The organism is Streptomyces sp. JN8, from assembly GCF_055808075.1.
Genome location: NZ_CM147852.1, coordinates 7,266,935 through 7,282,134, shown reverse-complemented (window position 1 = coordinate 7,282,134; position 15,200 = coordinate 7,266,935). Strand labels below are relative to the sequence as shown.

General features: G+C 74.2%; 10 protein-coding genes. 5 read left to right on the top strand and 5 right to left on the bottom strand.

Going from position 1 to position 15,200, the window contains the following annotated elements; translation table 11 throughout:
* Positions 1–48 precede the first annotated feature (48 nt).
* Together ACY0MR_RS32190 and ACY0MR_RS32185 are read left to right on the top strand one after the other, a co-directional pair.
* Positions 49–858, top strand: a complete 810-nt coding sequence (locus tag ACY0MR_RS32190) for a glycosyltransferase family 2 protein (protein ID WP_473556880.1) — start codon at positions 49–51, stop codon at positions 856–858.
* A 518-nt stretch (positions 859–1,376) separates the two neighbouring features.
* The gene (locus ACY0MR_RS32185; protein WP_388796798.1) at positions 1,377–2,471 is read left to right on the top strand and encodes a glycosyltransferase family 4 protein; all 1,095 of its coding nucleotides are present in this window, start codon (positions 1,377–1,379) and stop codon (positions 2,469–2,471) included.
* Here the strand turns inward: ACY0MR_RS32185 and ACY0MR_RS32180 are convergent.
* From ACY0MR_RS32180 to ACY0MR_RS32160, 5 genes are all read right to left on the bottom strand, one after another.
* Positions 2,450–3,223, bottom strand: coding sequence for a class I SAM-dependent methyltransferase (locus ACY0MR_RS32180; RefSeq protein WP_473556877.1), 774 nt, complete (start codon positions 3,221–3,223; stop codon positions 2,450–2,452). The genes ACY0MR_RS32185 and ACY0MR_RS32180 overlap by 22 nt on opposite strands.
* Complete coding sequence (locus ACY0MR_RS32175) at positions 3,223–7,944, bottom strand: aminotransferase class I/II-fold pyridoxal phosphate-dependent enzyme (protein ID WP_473556875.1); 4,722 nt, start codon at positions 7,942–7,944, stop codon at positions 3,223–3,225. The genes ACY0MR_RS32180 and ACY0MR_RS32175 overlap by 1 nt, the downstream gene beginning before the upstream one ends.
* Before the next feature lie 153 nt (positions 7,945–8,097).
* Positions 8,098–9,132, bottom strand: a complete 1,035-nt coding sequence (locus tag ACY0MR_RS32170) for a LacI family DNA-binding transcriptional regulator (RefSeq protein WP_388796789.1) — start codon at positions 9,130–9,132, stop codon at positions 8,098–8,100.
* A gap of 191 nt (positions 9,133–9,323) precedes the next feature.
* A complete protein-coding gene (locus ACY0MR_RS32165; RefSeq protein ID WP_388796786.1) occupies positions 9,324–9,653 on the bottom strand; it encodes a putative quinol monooxygenase in 330 nt (109 codons plus the stop codon).
* 45 nt (positions 9,654–9,698) lie between these two features.
* Positions 9,699–10,460: an IclR family transcriptional regulator gene (locus ACY0MR_RS32160; protein ID WP_473556872.1), complete on the bottom strand. Its 762-nt coding sequence runs from the start codon at positions 10,458–10,460 to the stop codon at positions 9,699–9,701.
* Between the two features lie 179 nt (positions 10,461–10,639).
* Here ACY0MR_RS32160 and ACY0MR_RS32155 point away from each other — a divergent pair, with 179 nt between their 5' ends.
* From ACY0MR_RS32155 to ACY0MR_RS32145, 3 genes are all read left to right on the top strand, one after another.
* Positions 10,640–12,415 (top strand): VanW family protein, encoded by a 1,776-nt coding sequence (locus ACY0MR_RS32155; protein WP_473556870.1) that lies wholly within the window; start codon positions 10,640–10,642, stop codon positions 12,413–12,415.
* 119 nt (positions 12,416–12,534) lie between these two features.
* Positions 12,535–13,566, top strand: a complete 1,032-nt coding sequence (locus ACY0MR_RS32150) for a serine hydrolase domain-containing protein (RefSeq protein ID WP_473556868.1) — start codon at positions 12,535–12,537, stop codon at positions 13,564–13,566.
* 76 nt (positions 13,567–13,642) lie between these two features.
* Positions 13,643–15,088: a glyceraldehyde-3-phosphate dehydrogenase gene (locus tag ACY0MR_RS32145; protein ID WP_361856938.1), complete on the top strand. Its 1,446-nt coding sequence runs from the start codon at positions 13,643–13,645 to the stop codon at positions 15,086–15,088.
* Positions 15,089–15,200: the final 112 nt, after the last annotated feature.

The following is a 15,200-nucleotide window of genomic DNA, read 5'->3' as shown; positions in this document are numbered from 1 at the left end:
CGCAGGATTCTGAAATGCGCGCATTTCTCCGCGCGGAAGGCCGTACCCATGAGTAGAGATCCGCACCCCCTGCGCCGCTCCACCGACCGCGGGCCCGGTTCCGGCACGCGGTCGGTCAGCCTCGTCCTCACGGTCCGGCCCGGCCGCGCGGAGCCCGGGCCCGCGCTCGACCTGCTGCTCGATCAGGTGCCGTCGAGCGTCGGGGACGTGGTCGTCGTCGGCGACCCGCCCGGCGAGCGGCTCGTGCGCCCCGGGCTCACCGTGCGGGGGCTCGGCGCGTGGGACGCGTCCCGCGGCGACGTCCCGCACGCGGGACTGCTCGCGGCGACCGGCGACCTGGTCGTGCTGATGAACGCCGACGGCAGCATGTCGCCGCACGAGATCCCGCACTACCTGCACTACCTGGAGAGCGGCTACGACTTCGTCAAGGGATCCCGCTTCATCGCGGGCGGCGACTTCGCCGACTACCCGCTCTCGCGGCGGCTCGGCCACCGGGCGCTGCTGCGGGTCGCGCACCGGTTGTACGGCCAGCACCTGACCGATCTCTGGTACGGGTTCTGCGCGTTCCGGCGCCCCTTCGTGGATCTGCTCGACCTGCGCGAGGACGGGGTCGAGATGGGGGCGGAACTGGTCGCGCACGCCCTGCACTACGGTCTGCGCGTCGCGGAGGTGCCCAGCCTCGAACGTCCGCGCCCCCACGAGCCGACCCGGCTGAGCACCCTCCGCGACGGGACGCGGATCCTGGGCACGCTGCTGGAGGAGCGGCCGCGCAACGCCCTGTCGCGCCTCGCGCACGGGCGGCGGCCGCGCCCCGCGCGGCCCGCCCCGGGCGGTTCCCCCGGCGGCCGTTCCGGTTGACGAACGTCCTGGGGGGACAGAGGCTGGAAGGTGCAGTGTTTCAGGACAGACCCTCGGCAGGGTCGGTTGCCGGAAGAGGCACGTCGTGACCTCCAGCCAGTTCGACCGGGCGCCGGCGGTCCCCGGGCCGCACCCTCTGCGGCGGGTGACCGACTGGCCGTTCGCGGACGTCCGGCGCGGCCCGCACCAGCGCCGCCGCGCGCCCCGCCCGACCGCCCGTCCGGGCCGCCGGGCCGCCGACCGGATCACCGCCGCCGCCCCGCCGCCGCCCCGGAGCCGTGCGTGCCGACCGCGGGGATCGGCCCGCCGCCGCCGTGCCCGCGCCGTGCGCGCCCGCACGCGCACCGCGCGGCGGAGCCGCGGCCACCGGCCGGCCCGGTCCGAGGACGCGCCGGCCGGCGCACCACGACGAGACGACGCCCTGCCACCGTGCCGTGCTGTCGGCACCGGGAGCGCGGAGTCGTGGTCCGCTGCGGGGGCCGTGCCCGGTTCCCGGGCCGGCAGGGCGGGAGCGGGCGATGCGCCGGGTTGAGCGGCGCCCGCGCGTCCTGCTGCTCACCGCCGGTCCGCTGGACGGGCCGGACGGGGGCGAGGTGCGGCTCGCCGCCGACGTCCTCGACTCCCTCCCCGACGTGGACTTCGTCTGGTTCTCCCAGTGGCCGTCCCGCGGGCTGCTCCGGCCGGAGCGGGGCCGGCCCGTCCGCGTCCTGTCCCGCGACGGGCTGCCGCACCCTCCCGAGCGGGCCCAGGCGGCGCTCGCCTCCACCGTGTGGGCCCGGCGCGTCGACCTGGTGCACGCCTTCCTCGGCGTCGGACGGGCCTTCCCGGCCTTCTCGTGGCTGCGCCCCCTGCTCCTCGGAGGGGGGCCGGTCGTCCACACCGTGCCCGGGGTGCCGGACACCCGCGCCCTGCGGCGCATCCGCCCGCTGGGGACGACGGTCGCCCTGTCGGAGTCGATGGCCCGGCGGCTGAGGGCCTCCCACTTCGGCGACGTACGGGTGATCCCGCCCATGATCGACCTGGCCGAGTGGCCGTACCTCCCCCGCCCCGAGGGGTTCCCGGTCGTGCTGTTCGCGGGACGCCACGAGCCGCGGGGCGGTGCGGAGACGGCCATCGCGGCGGCCGCCGAGGCCCAACGGGCGGGGGCGCGGTTCCGCCTGGTGCTCGCGATGCGCGGCCGGCGGGGGCAGGACAGCGCCATGCTCGACGAGGCCCTGCGGGAACGGGCCGGCGCGGCGGGGCTCAGGGACGTCGAGGTGCGCGGCTACGTCGACGACATGCACGGACTGCTCGCCACCGTCCACGTCCTGCTGTTCCCGCCCACGGCCCTCGGCGGAAAGGTCGACATCCCGCTGACCGTCCTCCAGTCGCTCGCCTCGGGCCGCCCGGCGATCCTCAGCGACCTCCCCCGGTTCGCCGATCTCGGCAACGCGGTGCTCCGGGCGCCGACGGGCGACGACCGCCGCACCGGGCAGCAGTTGGCCTGGCTGCTCGACCGGCCGCGCTCCTGGGAGGTGCTCGCCGAACGGGGCCGGGCGCTCGTCGAGGACCACTTCGGCCCCGAGCGGTTCGCCGCCCGGTACGCGTCCCTCTACCGCGAGCTGCTGTCGTGACCGCCGGGGGCGGCCGGCCGCTCGGCGGTGAGGAGCAGGATGCCGGTGTCCCCGTACTCGGGCAGCGTCGGGTCCTTGGCGACGCGGTCGATCCGCAGTCCGGTGGTACGGGGCGCGAAGACGGCGCGCAGGACGTCCTCGTCGACCGGGCAGGCGGGCCACACCGGACCCGCGCCGATGCGGTAGCTCGGCATGCGTGCCATGAAGGCGGCGAGGAGCCGCCCGCCGGGGCGGACGGCCCGGACGAAGGCGTCGCAGAAGCGGGTGAACTCCTCGAAGTCCTCGGTGACGCTCTCGGCGACGAAGTTCATCGAGGCCAGGTCGTACGTGCCGGGGACCACGTCGTCGACGGAGCCCGGCACCACCCGCACCGGGCGCAGCGCCTCGGCGCAGCTCTCGGGCAGGGCGGGGTCCAGGGAGCGGCACAGGGCGTGGAAGGGCCGCCAGCTGGCGTCCGGGCCCTCGTCGAGCTGCCGGCGCAGATAGCGGAGGTTGGCGGCGCTCGGTTCGAGGGCGTCGATCCGGCGGCTCGCCGCGCCGGCGAGCAGCAGCGGGTACAGGTTGGGGCCGGCGCCGAGTTCGAGGGTGCGGGCCAGGCTGCCGGGGCCGTAGTCCCGGTAGACGGCGGCGTGGTGGTGGATGACGCCGATGTCGCAGGGGTGCAGCAGGCGGTAGTTCTCGGCGAGGTAGTCCGCGACGGGCCAGACGTCCCAGTCGGCGTCCCGGTTCCGGCGCGCCCGGACGGTGCCCATCAGCGCTCCGGGGTCCGGCCGGCCGCGACCGAGGAGGGGTGCGGTGCGTCGGCGCGCTGGAGGGAGAAGCGGCCGGCGAGTTCGGTGAGGGCCGAGCAGAGCACCTCGATCTCCTCGTCGGTGTTGGCGGCGGTGACCTGGACGCGGAAGCCGACCTGGTCGCGCGGGACGAGGGGGTAGGAGGCGAGCGTCACGTAGATGCCGCGCTCCCACAGGAAGGCGGCGACCGCGTCGAGGTCGTCCGCCTCCGCGAGCGGGATCTCCACGATCGGCAGTCCGTCGATGTTGGGGGTGGCGATGCCGAGGGCCCGCACGTGGTCGAGGACGCGGGCCGTCATGCGGTGGAGCGCGGCCCGGATCTCGTCCCCGCGCGCGTCGTTGACGTCGAGGCCGGCGAGGGCGGTGGCGAGCGAGGCCGTCGGCGAGGGCCCGGAGTAGAGGTAGGGGGCCGCCGCCACCTTGAGGTGGTCCTTGAGCCACTTCGGCACGGCGAGGAAGGCGAGCAGCGAGGAGAAGGCCTTGGAGAAGCCGCCGACCAGGACCAGGTCGTCGTAGGTCTCGCCGAGGTGGCGGACGATGCTGTTGCCGCGCGCGCCGTAGGGGCTGGTCTCGTCGGGGCGGCGCTCGCCGATCACGCCGAAGCCGTGGGCGTCGTCGACGTAGAGCAGCGCTCCGTTCTCGCGGGAGATCCGGGCCAGGGTGGGCAGGTCGGGGAAGTTGCCGGTCATGCTGTTGACGCCGTCCATGCAGATGAGCCGGTTCGCGTCACCGGGCGCGCCGCGGAGCAGCGCCTCCAGCTCGTCGGGCCGGTCGGCGTGGAAACGGTGGATCTCGGCGCCCTGGCCGCGGGCGGCGACGCAGCCGTCGTACACCGTGCGGTGGGCCTGTGCCTCCACGAAGACCTGTCCGGTCCCGGCGAGGAGCGGGATGACCGACTGGTGGATGAGGGTGATGGTCGGCAGCAGCAGGGTGTCGGAGGCGCCGAGGAGTTCGGTGAGCCGCTCCTCGATCCGGGGGTAGAGGCGGGGGCTGCCGATGAGCCGGGACCAGCTCGGGTGGGTGCCCCAGCGCCTGACCTCCGGCTCGATCGCGTCCATGACGGCCGGGTCGAGGTCGAGACCGAGGTAGTTGCAGGAGGCGAAGTCGATGAGCCAGTCGTCGCCGACCCTGATGCGGCGTCCGTCGACCTCGTCGATGACGGCGTCGCACATGCGGCTGGTGCGGTGGAGGTGTTCGAGGTCGCGCCAGCGGGACGGGCGCGGCGGGTGGGCCGCCCGGGCGGCGGGCCGGACGGCGGGCCGGGCGGGCGGGCGGGCTCCGGACGGCGGGGCGCGGTGCAGATAGGACTCGGCCTGGTGGGCGGTCATGGGGCGGGCGAAGAGGTAGCCCTGCCCGTAGCGGCAGCCCATGTCGGCGAGCAGGGCCCGCTGTTCCTCGTGCTCGATGCCTTCGGCGACGACCTGGAGGCCGAGGACGTCGGCGATGCGCACGATGCCCTCCACGAGGGCCACCTGCTGCGGGTCGGTGGTGATGTTGTCGATGAACGACTTGTCGACCTTGAGGACGTCGATGGGGAACTCGCGGAGGTAGCTGAGCGAGGAGAACCCGGTGCCGAAGTCGTCGATGGCGATGGAGACGCCCAGGTCCTTCAGGGCGGCCATGGTGGTCCTGATCTGGGCGTCCCTGCGCATCAGGACGCTCTCGGTGAGCTCCAGGACGAGGGAGCCGGGCTCCAGCCCGGAGGAGTGCAGGGTGCGGCGGACGCCTTCGAGGAACCCGGGGTCGCGGAACTGGCGGGCGGAGACGTTGACGCTGGCGTACAGCGGGGACTTCCGCGAGCGGCCGCGCTGCCAGCGGGCGATGTCGAGCGCGGCGTGTTCGAGCACCCAGGCGCCGAGCGGCATGATGTGGCCGCTCTCCTCGGCCAGGGCGATGAACTGGTCCGGCGGGACCATGCCGCGGCGGGCGTGCGGCCAGCGGATGAGCGCTTCGAGGCCGGCCGGTGCGCCGTCCTTGACCTCGACGATCGGCTGGTAGCGCAGGGCGAACGCGTGCTCGGCGATGGCCGTGTCCATGCCTGCCTGGAGTTCGTGGCGGGCGACGAGCCGGGAGTGGAACTCGGGGTGGAAGAGCCGCCAGCGCTTCTTCCCGGCGGCCTTGGCCGCGTACAGCGCGAGGTCGGCGTGGCCGAGGAGTTCCTCGGCGTGGGCGCTGTCGAGGACGGTGGCGACGCCGACGCTGGTGGAGACGGAGACGGCTCCGTCGGCGAGGTGGAACGGCTGGCTCAGGGTGTGCACGATCTCCGCCGCCAGGGCCTCGGCGTCGCGGGGTTCGCGCGCGCCCTCGATGAGGACGGCGAACTCGTCGCCGCCGAGCCGGGCCGCGGTGTCGGTGAGCCGCAGCACGGAGGTGAGGCGGCGGGCGACGGCGACGAGGAGTTCGTCGCCGACGGAGTGCCCCATGGTGTCGTTGACGACCTTGAAGTCGTCGAGGTCGACGAAGAGCATGCAGGTCAGGGTGGATTCGCGGCGGCCCCGGAGCAGGGCGCGCTCGACCCGTTCCAGGAGCAGGACCCGGTTGGGGAGCCCGGTGAGCGAGTCGTGGAACGCCCGGTGGGTCAGCTCGCGTTCCAGTTTCCGCTGCTCGGTCACGTCGCGGAGGGTGAGGACGAGGCCGTGCACGGTGTGCTCGTCACGGAGGTTGCTGACGCGGACCTCCACCTCCAGGTCGGCCGAACCGCCGTGGAGGAGCTTCCAGTCGTCCCGGGCGTCCACCGCGGAGCGGGTACGGGCGTCGGCCAGGACGCGCAGGGCGGCGGCCGTGTCGGCGGGGGCGACGAGGTCGGTGAGGGGGGTGCCGGGGAGCAGGGTGCGGCCGAAGAGGGTCTCGGCGGAGGGGCTGGCGTACCGGACGGTGTCGTCGTCGTCGACGATGAGGATGACGTCCGAGGTGTTGTGCACGAGGGTGCGGAAGTAGGCCTCGCTGGTGCGGCGGTTGACCTCCTCGCTGAGGGCGAAGCGTTCGAGGGCGAGGGCCGCCTGGGAGGCGAGGGACTGGGCGGGGCCGGAGATCTCCGCGAGCTTCTTCTCGGGGCCGGCGATGAGCAGCACGCCGAGCAGCGGTTCGGGGCCTGCCGGGGCCTGGAGTTCCAGGGGGCAGAGGAGGACGTACGGCTCGGGGGCGAGCTCGGCCGCGACGGCCGGGTCGAGCCGGGAGACGGGCAGGAGCCGGGTGCCGTCGGACAGGATCTCGGGCCAGGGGTACCCGGGGTCCTCGGGCGGGGCGCCGGGCGGGTCCGCGGGGTGGTCGCCGGAGCCGTTGCCGGAGGAGGTCCCGGGCCCGCTCGCGCCGTCCGCCGGCCCGGGGTGCGCGGAGGGCGCCGACGGGGTTCCGGGCGGGGGCGGGGCGGCGGACCCGGCGGACGTCGGGGCGGGTCCGGCGGAGGTGGGGCCGGTGCCGGCTCCCGGGGGCACGGGCCCCGCCGGTGGCCGCCGGCGCGGCGCCCCGCGGACCGCGGTCGAGGGCCGGGTCAGCTCGTCCGTCCGGCAGCTCCAGGGGTGGCCGGCGGTGGCCACCCCGGAGAGACCGCCGCGGCGGTCCCGGGTGAGCAGGAGGGTCCGGTGCCCCGTGCCGGGGCCGAAGAGGGTGGCGGACGCGGTCTCCACGGCCCCGGCGACCTCTCGGGGGCTCAGGGCGGCGACGAGGGAGGCGGCGGCCGTGCGGAGGCTGCGCTCGCGCGCCTCGGCCTTGCCGTGGTCGTTCATCATGCCCCAGAGCCGGGCGAGGACCAGCAGGAACATCAGCGCGGAGAAGATCGCGATGACGGCGATGTCCTGGTCACGGTCGTCGCGCAGGGACTGGAAGAGGAGCAGCGCGGGGGCGACCAGCGAGGCTCCCGCGAGCAGGGCCAGGCGCCGCTCGGCCACGTGCGGCGCGGGTTCGGGCGCGCGTTCGGTGAGGCCGGTCATCGACGGGTGGAGGGCCGCGAGGCCCCAGGCGGTGAAGAAGACGACCCAGCCCAGGTCCCAGGGGGTGCCCACCTGCCAGGTGCCGCGCAACTGGAGCGTGCCGTAGATGACGTCGGAGGCGAGGATGCCGCAGGTGCCGAGCGCGAGGAGCTGCACGGACCGGGATCTGAGGCCGCCGGGTACGAGGAGCCGGGCCAGCATCGCCAGCATCAGCACGTCGCCCAGGGGATACGCGATGGAGATGGCCTTCTCGGTCCAGCTCATGTCCTCGCTCCTGGCCAGCGGGGTGATGAGGTTGACCCAGGAGAGCAGGGCGAGGCCCGAGGTGAGGATGAGCGCGTCGAGGACGACGCCGAGGTCGCGGCCGACGGCCCGGTAGCGGATGAAGCCGAACAGACCGATGGCGAAGAGCGGGTAGGTGGCCAGGTACAGGGCGTCGGCGATGGAGGGGAACGGCCTGGTCTGGCCGAAGAAGGCCTCCAGGGCGTTGTACGCGGTGTCGCCGCCCACGAAGGCCAGGTTGGCGGCGGCGAGGACCAGCCAGGGCCAGCGCCGGGAGGGCTTGTGGAGGCGGACGCCGACGAGGATCGCGACGACTCCGCTGAGGCCGATGAGAGCCCACAGGGTGGTGTGCCGTTCCGGGAACTCCAGGTAGGCGACCGTGAGTCCGGCCACGGCCAGGAGGTACAGCAGGGTCCAGCGGCGCAGTGCCCCGGTCGCGGTGTGCGGCCGGTCGGGCTGGCGCAGCGACATCGTCGACCGCCCCCTTGCCGGGTCGGACGGACGCCGTCGGAAGCGCCCTTGTCGTGGGGGGACCCCGTACGGTGTCCATTCTCCGGGGCCCTCGGGGGCCGTGCATCTCGGCGCGGGTCGGGCGGGCCCGGAGGGGGTGCGGGCGGCCGGGGCTCAGGAGGAGGCGCGGACCACGAGCTCCGTGGGGAGCATCCGGCGGGGCTGCTCGGCCGACTCGCCGGGCTCGGCGATCTCCTGGAGGAGCAGCCGGGCCATCGTGCGGCCCATCTCCTCGATGGGCTGGCGGACGCTGGTCAGCGGCGGGTCCATGTGCCGGGCGACGGCCGAGTCGTCGACGCCGACGAGCGCCACGTCCTCGGGGACCCTGCGCCCCGCCTCGCGCAGGACGCCGCGCGCGCCCGCCGCCATGACGTCGGACGCGGCGAAGACGGCGTCCAGGTCCGGTCGGCGCTCCAGCAGCAGCCGCATGGCCTGCCGGCCGCCCTCCTCGGTGAAGTCGCCGGTGGCGACGAGCTCTTCGCCGGCGTCGAGTCCGGCTTCTGCCAGGCCCTCGCGGTAGCCGTCGAGGCGGCAGCGGGCCACGTACATGTCGAGCGGTCCGGTGATCGTGGCGATCGCGCGCCGGCCGCGCCCGGCGAGGTGGGCGACGGCGGCCCGGCCGGCCCCGGTGTTGTCGGAGTCGACGAAGGCGACGGGTTCGTCCTCGGTGCGGCGGCCGTTGAGGACGGCGGGCAGACCGAGGGCGCGGACCTGGTCGGGCAGCGGGTCTGCGGCGTGCACGGAGACGAGCAGGACGCCGTCGACGCGCTGGGCGGCGAGGTACTGCTCGAAGCGCTGCCGCTCCTGCTCGCTGCGGATCAGGGTGAGCAGCAACTGCTTGTCCGCGTCGGCGAGTTCGCTGCTCACGCCGCGGATGATGTCCAGGAAGTACGGCTCCGCGAAGAGCCGTGCCTCGGTTTCGGGGATCACCAGGGCGACGGCGTCGGTCCGGCTGCCGGCGAGGGCGCGGGCGGCCCGGTTGGGGACGTAGCCGAGCTCGGCGACGGCCCGTTCGACGGCGGCCTTGGCCTGCGCGCTCACCCGCGGGGAGCCGTTGATGACCCGGGACACGGTGCCGCGGCCGACGCCCGCCCGGGCCGCGACCTCCTCGAGGGTGGGCCTGCCGGTCTGCCGCCCGCTCACCGCCATGTGCGCTCCCCTCGGGCCGCCCGCCCCGCGTTCGTGTGCACGCGAACCTATCAGGCGGGGCGGGAGTGATCCGTGGGGCGCCGCGGACGCTCGCGGGACGCGTCCACCGGGCGCCGGGGAGGCTCGGGAGCCGGTCCGGCGCGGGGCCGGGCTCCGGGCCGGCCCGGTGGGGGACCCGGCCGGTGCGGGGCTCAGGAAGCGGTCGGGGAAAGCTCCGCCATCGCACCCCAACCCTGCTGCGGCACCTCGACGTTGATGATCTCGGGCGTGGTGGCGATGGCTCCGGCCATGGCGTCGAGGCCGGCCGTGAAGTGCGGGGAGGCGACGTGGGCGGCACCGGCCTCCGCGTCCGCGAAGGCCTCCAGGAGGACGAAGACGTTCGGGTCGTCGACGCTGCGCGACCAGTCGAAGAAGAGGTTGCCGGGCTCCTCGCGGGTGGCGCGGGTGAAGTCGGCCACCAGGTCGAGCCAGCGGTCGGCCTGGTCGGGGCGGGCGGTGAAACGTACGGCGATGAAGATCATGGGGTCAGCCTGCGCCGCCCGGGCCGGGGCGGCCAGTCGGCCCGGTCAGGATTCCGGCAGGGCCGGAAACTCCGGTACCGCCCGGGTGAGGGCGGCCCGGATCCCGCCCTGCAGCCGCGCGAAGTCGGCGGTGGGCAGGGAGACGGAGAGCGCGTGCACGATGCCGTCGCCGCGCTCGGGCAGGGCGACGGCGAGGCAGGTGTACGCGAGGTCCGCCTCGCCCACGGACACGGCGACGCCCTGCTCGCGCACCCGGTCCACCTCGGCCTCGAAGCGGTCGGCCGTGGTGATCGTCCGCTCGGTGAAGCGGGCCATCCCGTGGTCGGCGAGATAGCGGCGGCGGAGCGGCCGCGGCAGGGCGGCCAGCAGCGCCTTGCCGTGGGCGGTGGCGTGGGCGCGCTGCTCGGGGCCCGGCACGAAGGGGTGGGCGGCGTCGGTGACGGGGGCGGTGGTGTCGACCACGGTGATCAGGCCGTCGCGGTAGGCGGTGTGGTAGGCCTCCGCGCCGGTGGCGCGCCGCAGCCGGCCGAGCAGTTCGCCGGTGCCGGCGCCCAGCCCGTGGTGCCGCTGGTGGGAGCGGTGCAGGGCGGGGACGCGGGGCCCTGGGGCGTACCCCTCGGCGGTGCGGACGAGGTAGCCGCGGGCGAGCAGGGGTCCGGCGAGGTGGTAGACGGTCGAGAGGGCGCAGCCGAGCCGTCTGGCCAGCGCCTTCGCCCCGACGGGCCGGTCGGCGTCGGCGACGGCGTCGAGGACGGCGAGGGCCCGGTCGACGGACTGGGGACCGGGACTCGGGGGCGGGGCGGGCATCGCTCCAGCTTAGGCGGGTGGGGCCGGAGGGCGGGACGTCCGGGGCGGCGGCGGTGACTCTCCGCGACTCCGTCGGGCCTCTCGGTATCTCCGCAGGTCAAACCACCCTTATGTGCATAAGACACTCTTTCGGCGTACCGTCGGGTGTTCCCCTGTTCCTCGACGCCACGGGAGAGCGTGTGCCCCGCTCCACGACCCACCATGCCCCGACGCCCCCGCAGGGGCGCCGTCCGCGTCTGCGGACGGCCGCGATCGCGGCGGGCGTCGTCGCCGTCGCGGCGGGCGGCCTGTACGTGGCCGGGCTCGTCGCCACCGGCGACGACATATCCGCCGGCACCCGGGTCGGCGGCGTGGACATCGGCGGCATGAGCCGTGCCGAAGCCCAGGCCAGGCTGGCGGCCGAGGCACCGGCCGCGTGGAGCGCGCCGATACCCGTGCGGGTCGGCGACCGCGCCTCCACGATCGCCCCGGCGTCCGCCGGACTCACCGTGGACGTGGCGAAGACCGCCGAGCTGGCGGCCGACCCGGCCCGCGACCCGTTCACCGTCATCGGGCGGCTCTTCTCGTCCGGTGAGCGCGAGGTCGAGCCGGTCCTCGCGTACGACGCGGACAAGGCGAAGTCCACCGTGGCGGAGCTGGCCCGGAAGAGCGACCGCGCGGTGCGCGAGGGGTCCGTGGCCTTCCGCGCGGGCAAGGCGGTCGAGACCCGGCCCGTGACCGGGCAGAAGCTGGACACCGGGAAGGCGGTCGACGCGCTGCGCGCGGCCTACCCCGCCACCACCGGCGCCGCCCCCGTCGCCCTCCCCGTCGCCGTGACCGAGCCGAAGCTGCCCGCGGCCGAGGTGACCCGCTTCCTCGACACGTACGCGAAGCCGGCCGTCTCCGGCCCGGTGACGCTCACCGCCGGAGCGGACCGGCTGCGGATCTCCGCCGCCACCCTCGGCGACCACCTGACCGTGAAGAACGAGGCCGGCCGGCTCACGGCCGCCCTCGACGCCGAGGCGCTGCTGCGCGACCCGGACGTCGCCGACCCGATCTCCGCCCTGACGGGCGCGCCCGTCGAGGCGACCCTCGGCGTGCGGGACGGCAAGGCGTACGTCGAGTCGGAGGGCAGACCGGGGCACGAGGTGACCGCGAAGGCCCTCGGCGACGCCGTCCGCCCGCTGCTCACCCGCTCCGGCGACGCCGCGCGCACCGCCCCGGTGGCCACGAAGGTCACGCAGCCGGAGCTGACCTCGGAGTCCCTGGCGCGCCTCGGGATCACCGAGCAGATGTCGTCGTTCACGGTGAACTTCCCGACGGCCCCGTACCGGACGACGAACATCGGCCGCGCCGCCGAGCTCATCAACGGTTCGCTCGTGCAACCCGGCGAGGTGTGGAGCTTCAACAAGACGGTCGGCGAGCGCACCCCGGACAACGGCTTCGTCGACGGCACGATGATCCTGGACGGGCAGTACCGCTCCGCGCCCGGCGGCGGCGTCTCGGCGATGGCCACCACCGTCTTCAACGCCATGTTCTTCGCCGGCGTGAAGCCGGTCGAGTACGGCGCCCACTCCTTCTACATCGAGCGCTACCCGGCCGGCCGGGAGGCGACCGTCGCCTGGGGCTCGCTCGACCTCAAGTTCCGCAACGACTCGGGCAAGCCGATCTACATCAAGGCGAACGCGACGGACTCGTCCGTCACCGTGAGCTTCCTCGGGACGAAGAAGTACGACTCCGTGGAGGCGGTCGCCGGAAAGCGCACCAACCTGACGAAGCCCGAGAAGGCCGAGGGCACCGGCAAGGCCTGCGTGCCCCAGCCGCCGCTGGAGGGCTTCGACATCTCGGTGGACCGGGTGTTCAAGAACGACGGCGCCGAGGTCAAGCGCGAGACGTTCAAGACCCACTACACCCCCCGCGACGAGGTCACCTGCAAGCCGGTCGAGGAGCCCGACAAGGAGGCGGACGCCGGGTGACCGGCTGACGTCCGGCGGGAGACGGAGCGCCGGAAGGGTGTCTTCCCGTACCGCCGGGGCATGACTCCGGAGCACGGCCCACCAGGCCAGGGCCGCCCTCAACCGTCCGGAGGCCCGCCTTGGCGCAGCGCAGCGACCCCTTCGAGCGGCTCCTCTCCGACGCCGTGCGCGCGGGCGTCTGCCCGGGCATGGTGTGGGCCGTCGGCGACGCCCGGACGACCCTGTCCGCAGGGGCCGTCGGCCTGCTCGATCCGACGGACCCCGGCGGACCGATGCGGGACGACACCCTCTTCGACGTCGCCAGCCTCACCAAGATCCTCTCGGTGTGGGCCGTCACCGGCGTCCTCGTCGACGCCGGCAAGCTCGACCTGACCGCGCCCCTGGGCGACTACTGGCCCGAGGCCGCGGGCCGGCCGCTCGCGGACGTGACGGCGCACCACCTCCTGACCCACACCGCGGGCCTGCCGCTCCGCGCCAACCTCCGGCACCTGTACGGTTCCGACCCGCAGGACGTGCGGGACGGCGTCCTCGCCGAGCGGCTCCGGCACCGGCCCGGGGAGGCCGTCGCGTACACCGACCGCGCGGCCCTGATCCTCGGCTACCTCGCCGAGCACCTCACCCGCCGCCCGCTCCCCCGGCTCGCACGGGACCTGGTCTGGTCGCCGCTCGGGATGGCGGAGACCCGGTACGGTCCGCTGCCCGCCGACCTCAGGGAGCGGTGCGCGCCCACCGAGTACGACGAGGAGAGCGGCCGGCACCTCAAGGGGACCGTGCACGACTTCTCGACCCGGCTCCTCGGGGGCGCCTGCGGGATCTCCGGGGTGTTCACCACCGCGGGGGACGTCGGCGGCTTCCTCCGCCACCTGCTGGCGCCGCGGCCCGGCACCTTCTCGCCCGAGTGGACGGCGGGATCGCTGCGGGTCCGCACCGGCGGGCTCGAACCGCCCCGCGGCCTGTTCTGGCACCCGGCCCCGTACACGGAGCCCGGGGACGACGTCTGGTCGCACTTCGGCTTCACCGGCACGGGCATGTGGGTCTCGCCGACCCGGGGCCGCTGGGCGGTCCTGCTCACCAACCGCCTCCACCTGACGCGCGACCCCGGTCCGCTGGCGAGGGCCCGCGAGGTGTTCCGGAAGCTGGCCTTCCCGTGACCTTCGCCACCCTCTTGATCGATCAAACGGGCCGGGGGTTAGCATATGAGCGCCGCCTAGCTCGAAAGATAAACTTGTGACTGTCAATGACGACTCGTTCACCAGCTGGAAGAACCGCGAGGAGATCGCGGAGTCGATGATCCCGATCATCGGGAAGCTGCACCGGGAGCAGGACATCACCGTCCTGGTCCACAGCCGCTCCCTGGTGAACAAGTCGGTGGTCAGCATCCTCAAGACCCACCGCTTCGCCCGCCAGATCGCCGGCGAGGAGCTCTCGGTCGTCGAGACGCTGCCCTTCCTCCGGACGCTGACGACCCTCGACCTCGGCCCCTGCCAGATCGACATCGGCGTGCTGGCCGCGGACTACAAGACGGACAACCGCGGTCTCACGGTGGAGGAGTTCACCGCGGAGGCCGTCGCCGGTGCCACCGGTGAGAACAAGATCGAGCGCCGCGACGGACGCGACGTCGTCCTCTACGGCTTCGGCCGTATCGGCCGCCTCGTGGCCCGCCTCCTCATCGAGAAGTCCGGCTCGGGCAACGGTCTGCGCCTGCGCGCGATCGTCGTCCGCGGCGGCGGTGAGCAGGACCTCGTGAAGCGCGCCTCGCTGCTGCGCCGGGACTCCATCCACGGCCAGTTCCAGGGCACGATCACGGTCGACGAGGCGAACAGCACGATCGTCGCCAACGGCAACACGATCAAGGTGATCTACGCCAACGACCCCTCCGAGGTCGACTACACGGCGTACGGCATCGAGAACGCCATCCTCATCGACAACACGGGCAAGTGGCGCGACCGCGAGGGCCTGTCGAAGCACCTGCGCCCCGGCATCGACAAGGTCGTCCTGACCGCGCCCGGCAAGGGCGACGTGCCGAACATCGTGCACGGTGTCAACCACGACACGATCAAGCCGGACGAGCAGATCCTGTCCTGCGCCTCCTGCACCACCAACGCGATCGTGCCGCCGCTGAAGGCGATGGACGACGAGTACGGCGTGCTGCGCGGCCACGTGGAGACGGTCCACTCGTTCACGAACGACCAGAACCTCCTGGACAACTACCACAAGGCGGACCGCCGCGGCCGTTCCGCGCCGCTCAACATGGTGATCACCGAGACCGGTGCCGCCTCGGCCGTCGCCAAGGCGCTGCCGGAGCTCAAGGCCCCGATCACGGGCAGCTCGATCCGCGTCCCCGTCCCGGACGTCTCGATCGCCATCCTGAGCCTGCGCCTGGGCCGCGAGACCACCCGCGACGAGGTGCTGGAGTACCTCCGCGACGTCTCGCTGCACTCGCCGCTGAAGCGCCAGATCGACTTCACCACGGCCCCCGACGCCGTCTCGATGGACTTCGTGGGCTCGCGCCACGCGTCGATCGTGGACGCCGGCGCGACCAAGGTCGACGGCGACAACGCGATCCTCTACCTGTGGTACGACAACGAGTTCGGCTACTCGTGCCAGGTCATCCGGGTGGTCCAGCACGTCTCCGGCGTGGAGTACCCGACCTTCCCGGTCCCGGCGGTCTGATCCCCGGACGCCCCCGGCACCACCGCGCGCCGTACCTCCCCGCGAGGTGCGGCGCGTCGCCGTTCCACCGCCCACGCCGTGGAGGCTCGGCGCCCGGCCCCCGCCCGCACCC